This window comes from Burkholderia sp. SIMBA_062, from assembly GCF_046534765.1.
In the GTDB taxonomy this organism is placed as follows: Bacteria; Pseudomonadota; Gammaproteobacteria; order Burkholderiales; family Burkholderiaceae; genus Burkholderia; species Burkholderia ambifaria.
Map to the genome: position 1 here is coordinate 111,851 of NZ_JAWRYD010000020.1, position 15,959 is coordinate 127,809.

The following is a 15,959-nucleotide window of genomic DNA, read 5'->3' on the forward strand; positions in this document are numbered from 1 at the left end:
GTGTAGCGATTGGCGCCGGATCTCTTTTTCTTCGGTGCCAATTCAGATCAACCTGCAAAAAAAGATGGAGTACGCCATGAGCAACAAAGGGCAATTGTTACAAGACCCGTTTTTGAACGCACTGCGCAAAGAGCACGTTCCCGTTTCGATCTATCTCGTCAACGGCATCAAGCTCCAAGGGAACATCGAATCGTTCGACCAGTACGTCGTGTTGCTCCGTAATACGGTGACCCAGATGGTCTACAAGCACGCCATCTCGACGGTCGTGCCGGCGCGCCCGGTGAATTTCCACCCGGACGCGGAAGCGACCACGTCCTAACCTATCGCAGCGGCCGGCATCCGGTCGCCGCGAGCGACCGATGCCAGCCGCCTCATCTTGACACCCGATAATTTGATCAACGCAGCGCTCGTCGGCATCGACTTCGGCAAGACCGATTTCGAAGCCAGTCTCGAAGAACTCAGTCTTCTCGCCTCCAGTGCGGGGGCCCGTCCCGCCGTCACCCTCACGGGTCGTCGCGCCAGTCCCGATGCCAAGATGTTCATCGGCAGCGGCAAAGCCGAAGAACTCCGGCTTGCCTGCGACGCACACAACGTCGAAATCGTCATCTTCAACCACGCACTGGCACCGGCTCAGCAACGCAACCTGGAGCAGGCGCTTAACAGGCGGGTGGTCGATCGCACGAGTCTCATCCTCGATATCTTTGCGCAGCGCGCCCGCAGCCACGAAGGCAAGCTGCAGGTCGAGCTTGCGCAGCTGCAATACCTGTCGACCCGCCTGATTCGCGCGTGGACTCACCTGGAGCGGCAAAAGGGCGGTATCGGCCTGCGCGGCCCCGGTGAAACCCAGCTCGAAACCGACCGCCGGCTGATCGGCGAGCGCATCAAGATGCTGAAGTCGCGGCTCGACCGGCTGCGCCGGCAACACAGCACGCAGCGTCGCCAGCGCGCGCGCAGCGGCACGATGTCGGTGTCGCTCGTCGGCTATACGAACGCGGGCAAGTCGACGCTGTTCAATGCGCTGACGAAGGCGCAGGCCTATGCGGCCGACCAGCTGTTCGCCACGCTCGATACGACGTCGCGGCGCGTGTACCTGGGCGACGAGGTCGGCCAGATCGTCGTGTCCGATACGGTCGGGTTCATCCGCGAACTGCCTCACCAACTGGTTGCCGCGTTCCGCGCGACCCTCGAGGAAACGATCCATGCGGATTTGCTGCTGCACGTGGTCGATGCGTCGAGCGCGGTGCGGCTCGAGCAGATCGAGCAGGTGAACGGCGTGTTGCACGAAATCGGCGCGGACACGATCCGGCAGGTGCTGGTGTTCAACAAGATCGACGCCGTGCCGGAGCTGGCGGCCCGCGGCGACGCGGTCGAGCGCGACGAGTATGGTAATATTTCGCGCGTCTTTTTGAGCGCGCGCACCGGTCAGGGTCTCGACACGTTGCGCGCCGCTATCGCCGAAATCGCCTCCGCGGAACACCTTTCCAGTGCGACGTTACCCAACGGCGCGCTCGACGGCGCTCCCGCTGAACCACACGAAGACCACACGATTTCCGAACACGGGCGCTAACCGGCCCCGGCCGGTTCGCAGGCGTCCCATCTGGTGAACAAACTCTGGTGAACGAATACAACGAGCGGAGTACCTGGCGGCGGATGCGCGCCTTGCTGTCGAACAACGATCCCCGCTGGGGACGCGGTGAAGGCAAGGGCAACGACGCATCCCGTCCGCGTGCGAACGAATCGAAGCGTCCGCCCGGTGGCGACGGTGACGGTCCGCCCGATCTCGACGAGATGTGGCGCAACTTCAACCGGCGTCTGAGCGGCCTGTTCGGCGGCAAGGGCGGCAACGGCTTCCGGCCCGACAACGGCCGGGCCGCGCGCGTCGGCGTCGGCATCGTGATCGGCGTGCTGGTCGCGGTCTACGCGGGCAGCGGGCTGTTCGTCGTGCAGGACGGCCAGACGGGCGTCGTGCTGCAGTTCGGCAAGCTGTCCGGCACGGTCGGCCAGGGCGTGCACTGGCGCGCGCCGTATCCGTTCGCGTCGCACGAGATCGTCGACACGTCGCAGGTCCGCTCGATCGAGATCGGCCGCAACAACGTCGTGCGTCTCGCGAACGTGAAGGAAGCCGCGATGCTGACGCGCGACGCCGACATCGTTGATGTGCGTTTCGTCGTCCAGTACCGGATCCGTTCGGCAACCGATTACCTGTTCCGCAGCGTCGACCCCGAGCGCGGCGTGTCGCAGGCCGCCCAGGCCGCGGTGCGCGCGATCGTCGGCACGCGCAGCGCGGCCGACATGCTGAACCAGGACCGCGACGCGCTGCGCGAGCAGCTGTCCGCCGCGATCCAGCGCGATCTCGATCGCTACCAGTCGGGGCTCGAGGTCACGGCCGTCACGATGCAGAGCGTCGCGGCGCCGGAGCAGACGCAAGCCGCGTACGCCGAGGTCGCGAAGGCGCGCGACGACCGCGAGGCCGCCAAGCGTACCGCGCAGGCCTATGCGAACGACCTGCTGCCCAAGGCGCAGGGCGATGCCGCGAAACTCGTCGACGAAGCGAAGGCGTACGCCGATCGCGTGGTCACGGAGGCCGAAGGCGACGCCGACCGCTTCAAGCAGGTCTATGCGCAGTATTCGAAGGCGCCCGCGGTGATTCGCGAGCGGATGTACCTCGAGACGATGCAGGCAATCTATTCGAACGCGACGAAGGTGTTCGTCGGCAACAAGGGCAGCAACGTCGTGTACCTGCCGCTCGACAAGCTCGTCGAGCAGGGGCGGCAAAACGCCACGAGCGCCCCGAATGCCGCGGCGCCCGCCGGCGCATCCGCGCCCGACGCGGCGTCGGCGCCGGCCGCCGCGGCGGCGAGCGTGCCCGCGAGCGCGGCTTCGGCCGCGGCGGCGCCCGCACCGGGCAGCGACGTGCTGCGGTCGCGCGACGCGTTCCGCAGCCGCTCGCGCGAAGACGATACGAAGTAACGGGAGCGCAGAACATGAACCGAATCATTGCGCTCGTCGTCGCAATCGTGATTGTCGCCTTCGCGGCGTCCTCGACCGTCCTGACCGTCGATCCGCGCCATACGGCCGTGCTGTCGGGCCGCGACGGCACGCAGCCCGAACTCGCGGGCCCCGGCATCCATTTCAAGCTGCCGCCGCCACTGCAGACGGCGACGCTGATCGACACGCGCCTGCAATCGCTCGAATCGTCGGATCCGCTGCAACTCGCGACCGAAGACAAGCACGATCTGCTCGTCACGTATGCGGTCAAGTACCGGATCAGCGACCCGATGAAGTACTTCACGGCGACGGGCGGCGACTCTGCCGCCGCCACCGAGCGTCTGGCCGGCGCGCTGAAGAGCGCGCTCGGTGACGCGTTCGGCAAGCGCGAGCTCGACGACGCGCTCGGCGGACAGCGCGACATCGCCAATGCGGCTCGCGATGCGGTGCGCGCGAAGGCATCCGGCTTCGGCGTCGACGTGGTCGATGTCCAGTTGACGCGCGTCGACTTGCCGGCCGCGCAGGCTGACGCCGTCTATCAGCGGATGATTGCCGCGCTGCGCGCCCAGGCCGCACAGGTGCGCGCGGATGGCGCTGCCGATGTCGAACAGATCAAGGCCGATGCGGAACGCGAACAGCAGGCGGTGCTCGCGAATGCGTACAAGTCCGCGCAGACGATCAAGGGCGAGGGCGATGCGAAAGCCGCGTCGATCGCCGCCGACGCGTTCGGCCAGGATCCGCAGTTCTACCAGTTCTACGCGAGCCTGCAGGCTTACCGGAATACCTTCAAGCGCAACGACATCATCGTGGTCGATCCCGACAGCGAGTTTTTCCGTTTCATGCGCAGCCCGACGGGCGGTGCCGCACCGGCGGCACCTGCTCCCCGCAAACACTGACCTTGGGGCGCCGCGTCGAGCGGCGCCGTCGCTCGCATGGATCTGGCTGGTTCGTTGTTGCTCGCGGTAGCACTGATGCTGATCATCGAGGGGGCGTTTCCCTTCGTGTTTCCCGTCGCCTGGCGCGACACGTTTCGTAGAATAGCGGAGCGGCCGCCGCATCATATCCGGATCGGCGGGCTCATCGTGATGGCGCTGGGGCTCATCCTGCTGCTGCTCGCCACCTGAACGGAGACCTGAACGAGACGGCCAATCCGCCGTCCGTTCCGCACGATTCCGATTTCCGATTCATCTCGTGGCGCGCGCGTCGCGCCCTGTTTCCCGTCGTAGGACCGTACCGATGTCGACCTGGTTACTTCCCGAGAATATCGCCGACGTACTGCCGTCGGAAGCGCGCAAGATCGAGGAGCTGCGCCGCAGGCTGCTCGACCGCTTCCGTTCGTACGGCTACGAAATGGTGATGCCGCCGCTGCTCGAATACCTCGAGTCGCTGCTGACGAGCGGCGGCGCCGACCTGCGCCTGCGCACCTTCAAGCTGGTCGATCAGCTGTCGGGCCGCACGCTCGGCCTGCGCGCGGACATCACGCCGCAGGTCGCGCGCATCGACGCGCACCTGCTGAACCGCCAGGGCGTCACGCGCCTGTGCTATGCGGGGCATGTGATGCATACGCGTCCGCGCGGCCTGCACGCGACGCGCGAGCAGATTCAGATCGGCGCCGAAATCTACGGGCATGCCGGGCTGGAAGCCGATCTCGAGATCCAGCAGCTGATGCTCGACGCGCTGCACCTCGCGGGGCTGTCGCGAATCCGTCTGGACCTGTGTCATGCAGGCGTGCTCGCGGCGCTGCTCGCGCGCGACGCGCAGGCCGCCGAGCGCGGCGAGTCGCTGTACGACGCGCTGTCGGGCAAGGACGTGCCGCTGCTGAACGAACTCACCGACGATCTCGGCGCCGACACGCGCGCGGCGCTGCGTGCGCTGCCGCATCTGTACGGCGACGCGAGCGTGCTCGACGAGGCGCGCGCGCGGCTGCCGGTGCTGCCCGAGATCACGCGCGCGCTCGACGATCTCGCGCAACTCGCGGCCCAGGCGAAGGGCGTCGAGGTGGCGATCGATCTGGCCGACCTGCGCGGCTACGCGTACCACAGCGGCGCGATGTTTACGGCGTACATCGACGGCGTGCCGAACGCGATCGCGCGCGGCGGCCGTTATGACCACGTGGGGCAGGCTTACGGTCGCGCCCGCCCGGCGACGGGCTTCTCGCTCGACCTGCGCGAGCTCGCGCGGATTTCGCCGATCGAGGCGCGCGGCACCGCGATTCTCGCGCCGTGGGCGCAGGACGATGCACTCGGCGCGGCCGTCGCGGCGCTGCGCGATGCGGGCGAGGTGGTGATCCAGGCATTGCCCGGGCACGACCACGTGCTCGACGAATTCGCGTGCGACCGATCGCTCGTCGAGCGCAACGGCGCGTGGGTGGTCGAACCCCGTTAAAGAGGTGTTCGCGGGCCGTCGTTCGGCGTGCATATCGTTGAAGCGAAACGGAAAAATTCGGAATCGCCCGCGAACCTAGGTAGAATACGTTTTTAACCAGCTAACGAATCAACATGTCTGCCAGCGCAGTGAACGTGACTCCCGGGCGCAATGTCGTCGTCGTGGGAACGCAATGGGGTGATGAAGGCAAGGGCAAGATCGTCGACTGGCTGACGGACCACGCTCAGGGCGTCGTGCGTTTCCAGGGCGGTCACAACGCCGGCCACACCCTCATCATCGGCGGCAAGAAAACCATCTTGCGCCTCATTCCGTCGGGCATCATGCGTGAAGGCGTCGCCTGCTACATCGGCAACGGCGTCGTGCTGTCCCCCGAGGCACTGTTCAAGGAAATCGGCGAGCTGGAAGAAGCCGGCGTGAACGTTCGCGATCGCCTGTTCATTTCCGAAGCCACGACGCTGATCCTGCCGTACCACATCGCGATCGACCAGGCGCGCGAAGCGCGCAAGGGCGCGGGCAAGATCGGTACGACCGGCCGCGGCATCGGCCCCGCGTACGAAGACAAGGTCGGCCGCCGCGCGCTGCGCGTGCAGGACCTGTTCGACGCGAAGACCTTCGCCGACCGCCTGCGCGAAAACCTCGATTTCCACAACTTCGTGCTGACCCAGTACCTGGGTGGCGCAGCCGTCGATTTCCAGGCCACGCTCGACACGATGCTCGGCTATGCCGATCGGCTGAAGCCGATGGTGGCCGACGTGTCGCGCCGCCTGTACGACGCGAACAACGCCGGTCAGAACCTGCTGTTCGAAGGCGCGCAAGGCACGCTGCTCGACATCGACCACGGCACTTACCCGTTCGTCACGTCGAGCAACTGCGTCGCGGGTGCGGCATCGGCCGGCGCCGGCGTCGGTCCGCAGCAGCTGAACTACATCCTCGGCATCACGAAGGCGTATTGCACGCGCGTCGGCGCGGGCCCGTTCCCGAGCGAGCTGTACGATGCGGACAACCCGCAGCGTCAGGATCAGGTCGGCGTCACGCTGGCGAACGTCGGCAAGGAATTCGGCTCGGTCACCGGCCGTCCGCGCCGCACGGGCTGGCTCGACGCAGCCGCACTGCGCCGCTCGATCCAGATCAACGGCGTGTCGGGCCTCTGCATGACGAAGCTCGATGTGCTCGACGGCCTCGATGAAGTCAAGCTGTGCGTGGGCTACAAGATCGACGGCAAGGACGTGGACATCCTGCCGCGCGGTGCGGCCGATGTCGCGCGTTGCGAGCCCGTGTACGAAACCTTCGCCGGCTGGAAGGAAAGCACCGTCGGCATCAAGACGTGGGACGCGCTGCCGGCGAATGCGCAGGCCTATCTGACCCGTGTCCAGGAAGTGGCCGGCGTGCCGGTCGACATGGTTTCGACCGGCCCGGATCGCGACGAAACGATCCTGCTCCGCCATCCGTTCAAGGTGTAATTGTCAGCATGACGCAGCAAATCACGATGACGGCGGCAGACTTGATGACCGATCCGCGCAACGACGACAAGAACCTGTGGGTAGGCTGGGACGAATACCATCGTCTGATCGAGCTGCTCGCGCTCCAGGTGCATGCATCGGGGTGGAAGTTCGACCAGATCCTGTGCCTCGCGCGCGGCGGTCTGCGTGTCGGCGATCAGCTCTCGCGCATCTATGACGTCCCGCTCGCGATCCTCGCGACGAGTTCGTACCGCGAAGCGGCCGGCACCGAGCAGGGTGAGCTCGACATCGCGCAGTACATCACGATGACGCGCGGCCAGCTCGCGGGCAACGTGCTGCTGGTCGACGACCTCGTCGATTCGGGCGTCACGCTCGCGCGCGTGCAGGAGCATCTTAAGGAGCGCTATCCGTCCGTCACGGCCGTGCGTTCGGCCGTGCTCTGGTACAAGGGTTGCTCGAAGGTGAAGCCCGACTATCACACGCAGTATCTGCCGACGAACCCGTGGATTCATCAGCCGTTCGAAGAGTGGGACACCGTTCGTCCGCACAACCTCGAGGCGTGGATCAAGCGTGGTCGCGCGCAGCGCGACGGTTCGGGCGCGTAAGCACCCGGCCGATCGAAGGACAGCCTTGTACGGCGCCGCTTGCGGCGCCGTTTTTCATGTGCGCCCAGCATGGGCGCACTCCTGCGGGTGCAAGTCCCGCCATAAGCTGATCACGGCAAATGAAGCGAAGCGCAACTGCATGAGGGCGACCGATTGTGGGGAGGAAGCGCGGAGCGTAAATCGCGAGCCGATGAAACAAGAACCGCCCGGTGCGGACCCGCATGCCGGGTGGTGTGGGAGGGGACCGGTCAGGTTACTGACCGCCCCTATCCCGATTGGGGCGCGAGGTCGGTGGACGCGGCGATCGGGCGTTCGCGGTAGGCAGACGGCGCGGCCCCGGCTATGATGGCAGCCCTGCCACAGCTTGCGCAGGATTGCATGCGCGGCATGGATCACGTGGTGTCAGGGCAACACGCCAGGGCGGTGTTTCAGGGGGGCGCGAGTAGAATAGCGCTCGTTTTGTCCGAACCGGACCCGATTATTACGCTTCATATGAACGACACGATCCAGGCGACCGACGCAGCCCATGCGCATTCGACGCACCAACACTCGATGCGGGCGCTTGCGATAGCGGCCATCGGCGTCGTGTTCGGCGACATCGGCACGAGCCCGCTGTATTCGCTGAAGGAGGCGTTCAGCCCCGCACACGGCATCCCGCTGACCGAAAGCTCGATCCTGGGGGTGATCTCGCTGCTGTTCTGGGCGATCATCCTCGTGGTCGGTATCAAGTATCTGCTGTTCGTGATGCGGGCCGACAACAACGGCGAGGGCGGCGTGCTCGCGCTGATGGCCTTGTCGCTGCGGCCGCTCGATTCGAAGACCCGCGTCGCGGGCGCGCTGATGGCGCTCGGGATATTCGGCGCGTGCATGTTCTATGGGGACGCGGTGATCACGCCGGCGATCTCGGTGATGTCGGCGGTCGAAGGTCTCGAAATCGCGACGCCGCATTTGTCCCACCTCGTGCTGCCGATCACGATCGTGATCCTGATCGCGCTGTTCTGGATCCAGCGCCACGGCACCGCGCTGGTCGGCAAGCTGTTCGGCCCGATCATGGTCGTGTGGTTCATCGTGATCGCGGCACTCGGCGTGTACCACATCGTGCGCGTGCCGGGCATCATGGCGGCGGTCAATCCGTACTACGCGGCTTCGTTCATGGCGGACCATCTGCTGCAGGCCTACGTCGTGCTGGGTTCGGTCGTGCTGGTGCTGACCGGTGCGGAAGCGCTCTACGCTGACATGGGGCACTTTGGTGCGAAGCCGATCCGCCTCGCCGCGTACGGGCTCGTGATGCCGTCGCTCGTGCTGAACTACTTCGGCCAGGGCGCGCTGCTGATCCAGAACCCGAAAGCGATCGAAAATCCGTTCTTCCTGCTCGCGCCCGAATGGGCGTTGCTGCCGCTCGTCGTGCTGTCGACGGTCGCGACCGTGATCGCGTCGCAGGCCGTGATTTCGGGCGCATATTCGCTGACGTCGCAGGCAATCCAGCTCGGCTACGTGCCGCGCATGAAGGTGCTGCATACGTCCGAGCTGGCGATCGGCCAGATCTACGTGCCGGTCGTGAACTGGATGCTGCTGTTCGTGATTCTCTGCATCGTGATCGGCTTCAAGAGCTCCGACAACCTGGCGGCGGCGTACGGTATCGCGGTGACGGCGACGATGGTCATCACCACCGTGCTGGCGTGCGTCGTGATGGTGAAGGTATGGAACTGGAACCGGCTGCTCGTCGGCGCGATCATCGCGGTGTTCCTCGCGATCGACCTCGGCTTCTTCGGCGCGAACCTGCTCAAGGTCGCACAGGGCGGCTGGCTGCCGCTCGGCATCGGCGCGCTGCTGTTCTTCCTGCTGATGACCTGGTACAAGGGCCGCCACATCGTGAAGGAGCGCACGGCCGCGGACGGTATCCCGCTCGAGCCGTTCCTGCAGGGGCTGCTCGCGCATCCGCCGCACCGCGTGTCGGGCACCGCGATCTACCTGACCGGCAACGACAAGCTCGTGCCCGTCAGCCTGCTGCACAACCTGAAGCACAACAAGGTGCTCCACGAGCGGACCATTTTCCTGACGTTCGTCACGCGCGACATTCCGTACGTGCGCGGCGACACGCGCCTGAGTTCGCGCGATGCGGGTGGCGGCCTGTACATCGTCAAGGCCCAGTACGGCTTCAACGAGACGCCGGACGTGAAGGCCGTGCTCGAGGAATTCGGCCGCTCGCACGACATGACGTTCGAACTGATGGACACGTCGTTCTTCCTCGCGCGCGAGACGGTCGTGCCGACGCATCTGCCCGGCATGTCGATCTGGCGCGAGCGCGTGTTCGCATGGATGCATCAGAACGCGGCGAAGCCGACCGACTTCTTCTCGATCCCGGCGAACCGCGTCGTCGAGCTCGGCACCAAGATCGAGATCTGATCACGCACGCGGGCCGCTGATGCGGCCCAATCTGGCAATGCGCTTGCCGACGCCATGAAAAAGCCCGCCGGTGAACTGCCGGCGGGCTTTTTTGACCGTCGACGACCGTCGCGCGTTCAGCGCTTCAGCTTCGCGAACGCCGCGGCCATCGCGCCGGCCGGTTCCGGCTCGCGCGACCGCTGCGGGCGGGCCGCGCCGCGGCCGCCATTGCCGCGATCCTGACTGCCGCGCGGCGCCATGCCGGGCGCGGCCGCTTCGTCGTCGAGGCGCATCGTCAGCGCAATGCGCTGACGCTTCACGTCGACGTCGAGCACCTTGACCTTGACGACCTCGCCGGCCTTCACGACTTCGTGCGGGTCCTTGATGAACTTCGTCGACATCGCGGACACGTGGACGAGGCCGTCCTGGTGCACGCCCACATCCACGAACGCCCCGAATGCCGCGACGTTCGTCACGACCCCTTCAAGGAGCATGCCGGGCATCAGATCGGACACTTTCTCGACGCCGTCGCGGAACGTGGCGGTCTTGAATTCGGGCCGCGGGTCGCGACCCGGTTTTTCGAGTTCGGACAGAATGTCGCGCACGGTCGGCAAGCCGAAACGTTCGTCAACAAATTCCGTCGGCGACAGTCCGGACAGCGCGTCGCGGCTGCCGAGCACGTCGTCGATGCGCTTGTTGATCTTCGCGAGGATCCGTTCGACGACCGGATAAGCCTCCGGGTGGACCGACGAGCGATCGAGCGGATTCTCGCCGCCGTTGATGCGCAGGAAGCCGGCCGCCTGTTCGAAGGTCTTGTCGCCGAGACGCGGCACCTTGCGCAGATGGTCACGCGACGGGAACGGCCCGTTCGCGTCGCGATAGTCGACGATGTTGCGCGCGAGCGTGGCGTTCAGGCCCGATACGCGTGCAAGCAGTGCGACCGACGCGGTATTCGCGTCGACGCCGACCGCGTTCACGCAATCCTCGACTACCGCGTCGAGCGAGCGGGCGAGTTCGCGCTGGTTCACGTCGTGCTGGTACTGGCCGACGCCGATCGCCTTCGGCTCGATCTTCACGAGCTCGGCGAGCGGATCCTGCAGGCGGCGCGCGATCGACACGGCGCCGCGCAGCGACACGTCGAGTTCCGGGAATTCCTTCGCGGCCAGCTCGGACGCCGAGTAGACCGACGCGCCGGCTTCCGACACGACGATCTTCTGCAGCCGCAGTTCGGGGTGCTTCGTGATCAGCTCGCTCGCGAGCTTGTCGGTTTCACGGGACGCGGTGCCGTTGCCGATGCTGATCAGCTCGGCCTGCGTCTGCGCGGCGATGCGCGCGAGCTTCGCGAGCGAGCCGTCCCAGTCGCGGCGCGGCTCGTGCGGGTAGATCGTGTCGGTCGCGAGCAGCTTGCCGGTGCGGTCGACCACGGCGACCTTCACGCCCGTGCGCAGGCCGGGGTCGAGACCGATCACGGCCTTCGGGCCGGCCGGCGCGGCCAGCAGCAGATCCTTCAGGTTGCGCGCGAACACGCGGATCGCCTCGGCTTCGGCCGTTTCACGCAGTTGCGTGAGCAGTTCGTTCTCGATGTGCGGCTGCACCTTCACGCGCCAGCACCAGCGGCACACGTCGGACAGCCACTTGTCGGCGGGACGGCTCTGGTTCGCGATCCCGAAATGGCGCGCGATCATCGCTTCGCCGGGATGCGGAACCTGCGCGTCGAGTTCCTCGCCGAGGCCCAGCTTGACGGTCAGCACACCGGCGTTGCGGCCGCGGAACAGCGCGAGCGCGCGGTGCGACGGCACGGTCCGGATCGTCTCCGCGTAGTCGTAGTAGTCGCGGAACTTCTCGCCTTCCTCGTTTTCCTTGCCTTCGACCACGGCCGACGACACGACACCCTGGCCGTGCAGGTAGTCGCGCAGCTTGCCGAGCAGTTCGGCCGTTTCGCCGAACTGTTCGGACAGGATGTCGCGCGCGCCGTCGAGCGCGGCCTTGACGTCGGCGACACCCTTGTCGGCATCGACGTACGCGGCGGCTTCCGTTTGCGGGTCGAGCAGCGGATTCGCGAGCAGCGCCTGCGCGAGCGGCTCGAGGCCGGCTTCGCGGGCGATCTGCGCGCGCGTGCGGCGCTTCGGCTTGTACGGCAGATAAAGGTCTTCGAGCACCTGCTTGCTGTCGGCCGCGTCGATCGCGGCGCGCAGTTCGTCGGTCAGCTTGCCCTGTTCGTCGATGCTCGACAGGATCGTCGCGCGGCGATCCTCGAGCTCGCGCAGATACAGGAGGCGCTCCTCGAGCTGGCGCAGCTGCGTGTCGTCCAGGTTGCCGGTCACTTCCTTGCGGTATCGGGCAATGAACGGAACGGTCGAGCCTTCGTCGAGGAGTTGCACTGCCGCCGCGACCTGGCGCGGCTGGACGGACAGTTCGGTGGCGATGCGCTGTACGATCTTGAGTGCTACGGTTTCCGTCATGTCGTGGATGATGTGCCTGCTGAAATCGCGGCGCGGGCCGGCAGACCGCGCGCGGCGGGCTGCGAGACGGGCCCGCCGGACCAGATGCCGCGGGTGGGTGAAGCGGGGCATTTTGCCATAAATGGCGGAGCGTCCAGCCGGGGGTGATAGAATTTGACACATGTCCCGCAGCTTTCCTACGACGTTGCCAACTTCCCGCATTTCTCTCGTCGCGCTCGGCGCAGCGCTTGCCGCGGCTTTGTCCGCCGGGTCTACCGTCGCGTACGCACAGGCATCGGGCGCAAGCGCGCCTGACGCCGTTGCCGCCGTGCCCGTCGCAGCCTCCGCCACGCAGGATTTTGACGCCCGTCAAAAAGTGCTCAATCAACGTTCCGCGGAAAACGATTATCGTTATGCGGTGGCGGAGCACGATTGCTACAGCAAGTTCTTCGTCAATCGCTGTCTCGGCAATGCGCGCGACCGGATGCGCGAGGAGCGGGCGAGCATCCGTCAGGAGCAGCTCGCGCTCGACGACGAACAGCGTGCGGTGCGGGCGCAGCAGCGCGACCAGCAGCAGGCGCTGAAGCAGGCGCAGAATGCGGCGGAAGCGCCGCAGCGCGCGGCGAACGACGCGGCCAACGCGGCTGCGTTCCGCGACAAGCAGGAGCAGAATGCACTGAAGCAGGCGCAGCGCGGCGCGGAAGGGCCGCAGCACGCCGCGAGCAAGCAGGCCTACGACCAGAAGCAGGCCGACTTCCAGCGCAAGCTCGACCAGGCGCACCAGCAGGCTGCGCAGAAGGCGCAGGAACGGGCGGACAACGCCATGCGCTACGAGCAGAAGCAGAAGGAAGCCGCCCAGCACAAGGCCGATGTCGAGCGGCGTCAGCAGGAAGCGGCCCAAAAGGCCAAGCAGCAGCAACAGCAGGGGCAGTAACGTATCGGATTGATCCGGACTCAGTCTCGTGCGTGCCGGCACGCCAGTCGGCGCGCTGCTTCGATGAGGAGGCGCATATGCAAAACCGTCCCACGGAACAGCAGCAGGAATTGCACAACCGTTTGGCAGCATTGCAGGAGCAGCACCAGCAGCTCGCTCGAGAGATCGAGCTGAAGGAAGGACACTCCGACATCGACGACATTACGCTGCACCGGCTGAAGAAGGAAAAGCTGGCGGCCAAGGACAAAATCATTTTGCTGCAATCGCAGCTGGAACCGGATAAGCGCGCCTGAGCGCGGCCTGGCAAGCGCCGGCGCCGCCTGGGCGCTGGACACAGGAACGCTTGCCTTGAATTCACCGCTTGAAGCCAACCCCGATGCCCGGCATGACGCGTCGTCTGCCGGGCGCGTCCGTGCGCCCGAAGGCACGTTCGAGCTGAGCCGCAAGCGCGTCGACGAACTCGACACGATCTTCGGTGAAGGCGGACTGCTTGCGCGCGCGCTCGACGGCTATCATCCGCGTCTGTCGCAGATCGAGATGGCGCGCGCGGTCGCGTCCGCGATGGAGGCGTCCGCGCGCCGGCTGCCCGAACCGGAAATCTTCGAAACCCGCAAGCGGCCGGCGCGCCGCCTCGGCGAAGGCGACAAGGCGGCCGAGTCCGCCGCGGACGGTGCGGCGGCCGACACCGACAGCGACGCCGGCGACAACACGCTGATCGTCGAGGCCGGCACCGGTACCGGCAAGACCTATGCGTACCTGGTGCCCGCGATGCTGTGGGGCGGCAAGGTGATCGTGTCGACCGGCACGAAGCACCTGCAGGACCAGCTGTTCCAGCGCGACATCCCGACCGTGCGCAACGCGCTCGCGGTGCCGGTGACGGTCGCGATGCTCAAGGGCCGCTCGAACTACCTGTGCCATTACTATCTGCAGCGCACGGCCGACAACGGCCGCCTGCCGTCGAGACAGGACACCGCATACCTGCAGGAAATCGTCCGGTTTGCGAAGATCACGAAAAGCGGCGACAAGGCCGAGCTCGCGAGCGTGCCGGAGACGGCGCCGGTGTGGTCGATGGTCACGTCGACGCGCGACAACTGCCTCGGCCAGGAGTGCCCGCATTACAAGGAGTGCTTCGTGATGCAGGCGCGGCGCGAGGCGCAGCAGGCCGACGTCGTCGTCGTCAACCATCATCTGTTCTTCGCGGACATCATGCTGCGCGACACCGGGATGGCCGAGCTGCTGCCGAACGCGAACACGGTGATCTTCGACGAAGCGCATCAACTGCCGGAGACGGCGACGCTGTTTTTCGGCGAGACGCTATCGACCACGCAGATCCTCGAACTCGCACGCGACACGGTCGCCGAAGGGCTGAGCCATGCGCGCGATGCGGTCGAGTGGGTGAAGCTCGGCGGCGATCTGGAACGCGCGGCGCGCGACCTGCGCCTTGCGTTCGCGAATGACCAGATCGTGCGCATGTCGCTCGCGCAACTGGGCGACGATCACCCGATGTTCGGCGCGCTCGACGCGCTCGAGGCGGCGCTCGATGCGCTCGCATCGGCGCTCGCGAGTCAGGCCGAGCGGGCGGAATCGCTCGGCGCGTGCCTGCGGCGCGCGCGCGAGCTGCAGGACCTGCTCGCGGGCTGGGTCGCGCCCGGGGCGGCGCAAGTGGCCGCGCAGGCCGATGCCGCGGCTGCCGGCGACAAGGCGGCAGCGGACGACCCGAACGAGAAGGTGCGCTGGGTCGAAGTGTTCGCGCATACCGTCCAGTTGCACGAAACGCCGTTGTCGGTCGCGCCGATCTTCGCGAAGCAGCGCGCCGGCGTGCCGCGCGCGTGGGTCTTCACGTCGGCGACGCTGTCGGTACGCGGCGACTTCACGCACTACGCGGCCCAGATGGGCCTCAGCTCGCGGCGCTCGATGACGCTCGCGAGCCCGTTCGACTATCAGACGCAGGGCCTGCTGTACGTGCCGCGCAACCTGCCGCAGCCGTCGTCGCCGGCGTTTACCGACGCCGTATTCGATGCCGCGCTGCCGGCAATCGAGGCGTCGGGCGGCGGCGTCTTCATGCTGTGCACGACGCTGCGTGCGGTTGACCGGATCGCGTCGAAGCTGCGCGACGTGATCGAGTCGCGCGGCTGGAACACGCCGCTGCTGGTGCAGGGCGATGCCAGCCGCACCGAACTGCTCGACCGCTTCCGATCCTACGGCAATGCAATCCTCGTCGGCAGCCAGAGCTTCTGGGAAGGCGTGGACGTGCGTGGCGACGCGCTGTCGCTCGTCGTGATCGACAAGCTGCCGTTCGCGCCGCCCGACGATCCGGTGCTGGCCGCGCGACTCGATGCGCTGACCAAGAAGGGCTTGAGCCCGTTCGCGGTTCACCAGCTGCCGCAGGCCGTGATCACGCTGAAGCAGGGCGCGGGCCGCCTGATTCGCGCGGAGACGGATCGCGGCGTGCTGATGATCTGCGACACGCGGCTGGTCGACAAACCGTACGGTCGCCGGATCTGGCAGAGCCTGCCGCCGTTCAAGCGCACTCGCGAGATCGCGGTCGTGCAGGACTTCTTCGACGAACATCGCGCGAAAAAGCGCGCGTGACGCACCGCCGCCCGCGACGGGCGGCGCCAATAAAAAACCCGGCTCGATGGCTAATGCCGTTCAGTTAAGCAACTGAACGGCATTTTTGTTTTGGGAAGGAGTGGTTGTAAACGCTGCGCAGAGGTGTTAACTTCTGGCGCGATGCTTTCCAGCCACCTCACCTATCTGA

General features: G+C 66.4%; 13 protein-coding genes. 12 read left to right on the forward strand and 1 reads right to left on the reverse strand.

The genetic code is table 11. The features are described 5' to 3' along the window. Positions 1-76 precede the first annotated feature (76 nt). The 9 genes from hfq to SB786_RS22400 all read left to right on the forward strand — a co-directional run bounded on the left by hfq (position 77) and on the right by SB786_RS22400 (position 9,844). Positions 77-319, forward strand: coding sequence for an RNA chaperone Hfq (gene hfq, locus SB786_RS22360; RefSeq protein ID WP_006754897.1), 243 nt, complete (start codon positions 77-79; stop codon positions 317-319). Positions 320-391: 72 nt separating this feature from the next. Then, positions 392-1,567, forward strand: coding sequence for a GTPase HflX (gene hflX, locus SB786_RS22365; protein WP_174959440.1), 1,176 nt, complete (start codon positions 392-394; stop codon positions 1,565-1,567). Between the two features lie 47 nt (positions 1,568-1,614). Continuing rightward, complete coding sequence (gene hflK / locus SB786_RS22370) at positions 1,615-2,970, forward strand: FtsH protease activity modulator HflK (RefSeq protein ID WP_410729386.1); 1,356 nt, start codon at positions 1,615-1,617, stop codon at positions 2,968-2,970. Between the two features lie 14 nt (positions 2,971-2,984). Then, positions 2,985-3,884 carry a protease modulator HflC gene (gene hflC / locus SB786_RS22375; RefSeq protein WP_410729387.1) on the forward strand — a complete coding sequence of 300 codons (900 nt, stop codon included), beginning with the start codon at positions 2,985-2,987 and terminating at the stop codon, positions 3,882-3,884. 36 nt (positions 3,885-3,920) lie between these two features. Beyond that, on the forward strand, positions 3,921-4,112 hold the full coding sequence (locus SB786_RS22380; RefSeq protein ID WP_006755322.1) for a DUF2065 domain-containing protein: 192 nt from the start codon (positions 3,921-3,923) through the stop codon (positions 4,110-4,112). 112 nt (positions 4,113-4,224) lie between these two features. Continuing rightward, positions 4,225-5,373 (forward strand): ATP phosphoribosyltransferase regulatory subunit, encoded by a 1,149-nt coding sequence (locus SB786_RS22385; protein WP_006755321.1) that lies wholly within the window; start codon positions 4,225-4,227, stop codon positions 5,371-5,373. Between the two features lie 113 nt (positions 5,374-5,486). After that, entirely contained in the window at positions 5,487-6,833 is a 1,347-nt protein-coding gene (locus SB786_RS22390; protein ID WP_006760651.1) for an adenylosuccinate synthase, read from the forward strand. Between the two features lie 8 nt (positions 6,834-6,841). After that, positions 6,842-7,438, forward strand: a complete 597-nt coding sequence (locus SB786_RS22395; RefSeq protein WP_410729388.1) for a phosphoribosyltransferase — start codon at positions 6,842-6,844, stop codon at positions 7,436-7,438. Positions 7,439-7,930: 492 nt separating this feature from the next. Then, positions 7,931-9,844, forward strand: a complete 1,914-nt coding sequence (locus tag SB786_RS22400) for a potassium transporter Kup (protein ID WP_410729389.1) — start codon at positions 7,931-7,933, stop codon at positions 9,842-9,844. A gap of 116 nt (positions 9,845-9,960) precedes the next feature. On the opposite strand, the gene SB786_RS22405 is transcribed toward SB786_RS22400, so the two are convergent. Then, complete coding sequence (locus tag SB786_RS22405; RefSeq protein ID WP_410729390.1) at positions 9,961-12,285, reverse strand: Tex family protein; 2,325 nt, start codon at positions 12,283-12,285, stop codon at positions 9,961-9,963. A 160-nt stretch (positions 12,286-12,445) separates the two neighbouring features. Here SB786_RS22405 and SB786_RS22410 point away from each other — a divergent pair, with 160 nt between their 5' ends. The 3 genes from SB786_RS22410 (at position 12,446) to SB786_RS22420 (ending at position 15,790) form a co-directional block, all read left to right on the forward strand. Beyond that, positions 12,446-13,198, forward strand: a complete 753-nt coding sequence (locus tag SB786_RS22410) for a hypothetical protein (RefSeq protein ID WP_410729391.1) — start codon at positions 12,446-12,448, stop codon at positions 13,196-13,198. Between the two features lie 77 nt (positions 13,199-13,275). Continuing rightward, complete coding sequence (locus tag SB786_RS22415; protein WP_006755091.1) at positions 13,276-13,491, forward strand: YdcH family protein; 216 nt, start codon at positions 13,276-13,278, stop codon at positions 13,489-13,491. A gap of 55 nt (positions 13,492-13,546) precedes the next feature. Continuing rightward, a complete protein-coding gene (locus tag SB786_RS22420) occupies positions 13,547-15,790 on the forward strand; it encodes an ATP-dependent DNA helicase (RefSeq protein WP_410729392.1) in 2,244 nt (747 codons plus the stop codon). Positions 15,791-15,959: the final 169 nt, after the last annotated feature.

What these genes read in the sequence shown, in the direction of transcription:
- SB786_RS22405 (WP_410729390.1), bottom strand. Translation starts at nt 12,285, where the DNA reads ATGACGGAAACCGTAGCACTCAAGATCGTACAGCGCATCGCCACCGAA.
- SB786_RS22395 (WP_410729388.1), top strand. Translation starts at nt 6,842, where the DNA reads ATGACGCAGCAAATCACGATGACGGCGGCAGACTTGATGACCGATCCG.
- SB786_RS22385 (WP_006755321.1), top strand. Translation starts at nt 4,225, where the DNA reads ATGTCGACCTGGTTACTTCCCGAGAATATCGCCGACGTACTGCCGTCG.
- SB786_RS22380 (WP_006755322.1), top strand. Translation starts at nt 3,921, where the DNA reads ATGGATCTGGCTGGTTCGTTGTTGCTCGCGGTAGCACTGATGCTGATC.
- SB786_RS22415 (WP_006755091.1), top strand. Translation starts at nt 13,276, where the DNA reads ATGCAAAACCGTCCCACGGAACAGCAGCAGGAATTGCACAACCGTTTG.
- hflC (WP_410729387.1), top strand. Translation starts at nt 2,985, where the DNA reads ATGAACCGAATCATTGCGCTCGTCGTCGCAATCGTGATTGTCGCCTTC.
- hfq (WP_006754897.1), top strand. Translation starts at nt 77, where the DNA reads ATGAGCAACAAAGGGCAATTGTTACAAGACCCGTTTTTGAACGCACTG.
- SB786_RS22400 (WP_410729389.1), top strand. Translation starts at nt 7,931, where the DNA reads ATGAACGACACGATCCAGGCGACCGACGCAGCCCATGCGCATTCGACG.
- SB786_RS22390 (WP_006760651.1), top strand. Translation starts at nt 5,487, where the DNA reads ATGTCTGCCAGCGCAGTGAACGTGACTCCCGGGCGCAATGTCGTCGTC.
- SB786_RS22410 (WP_410729391.1), top strand. Translation starts at nt 12,446, where the DNA reads ATGTCCCGCAGCTTTCCTACGACGTTGCCAACTTCCCGCATTTCTCTC.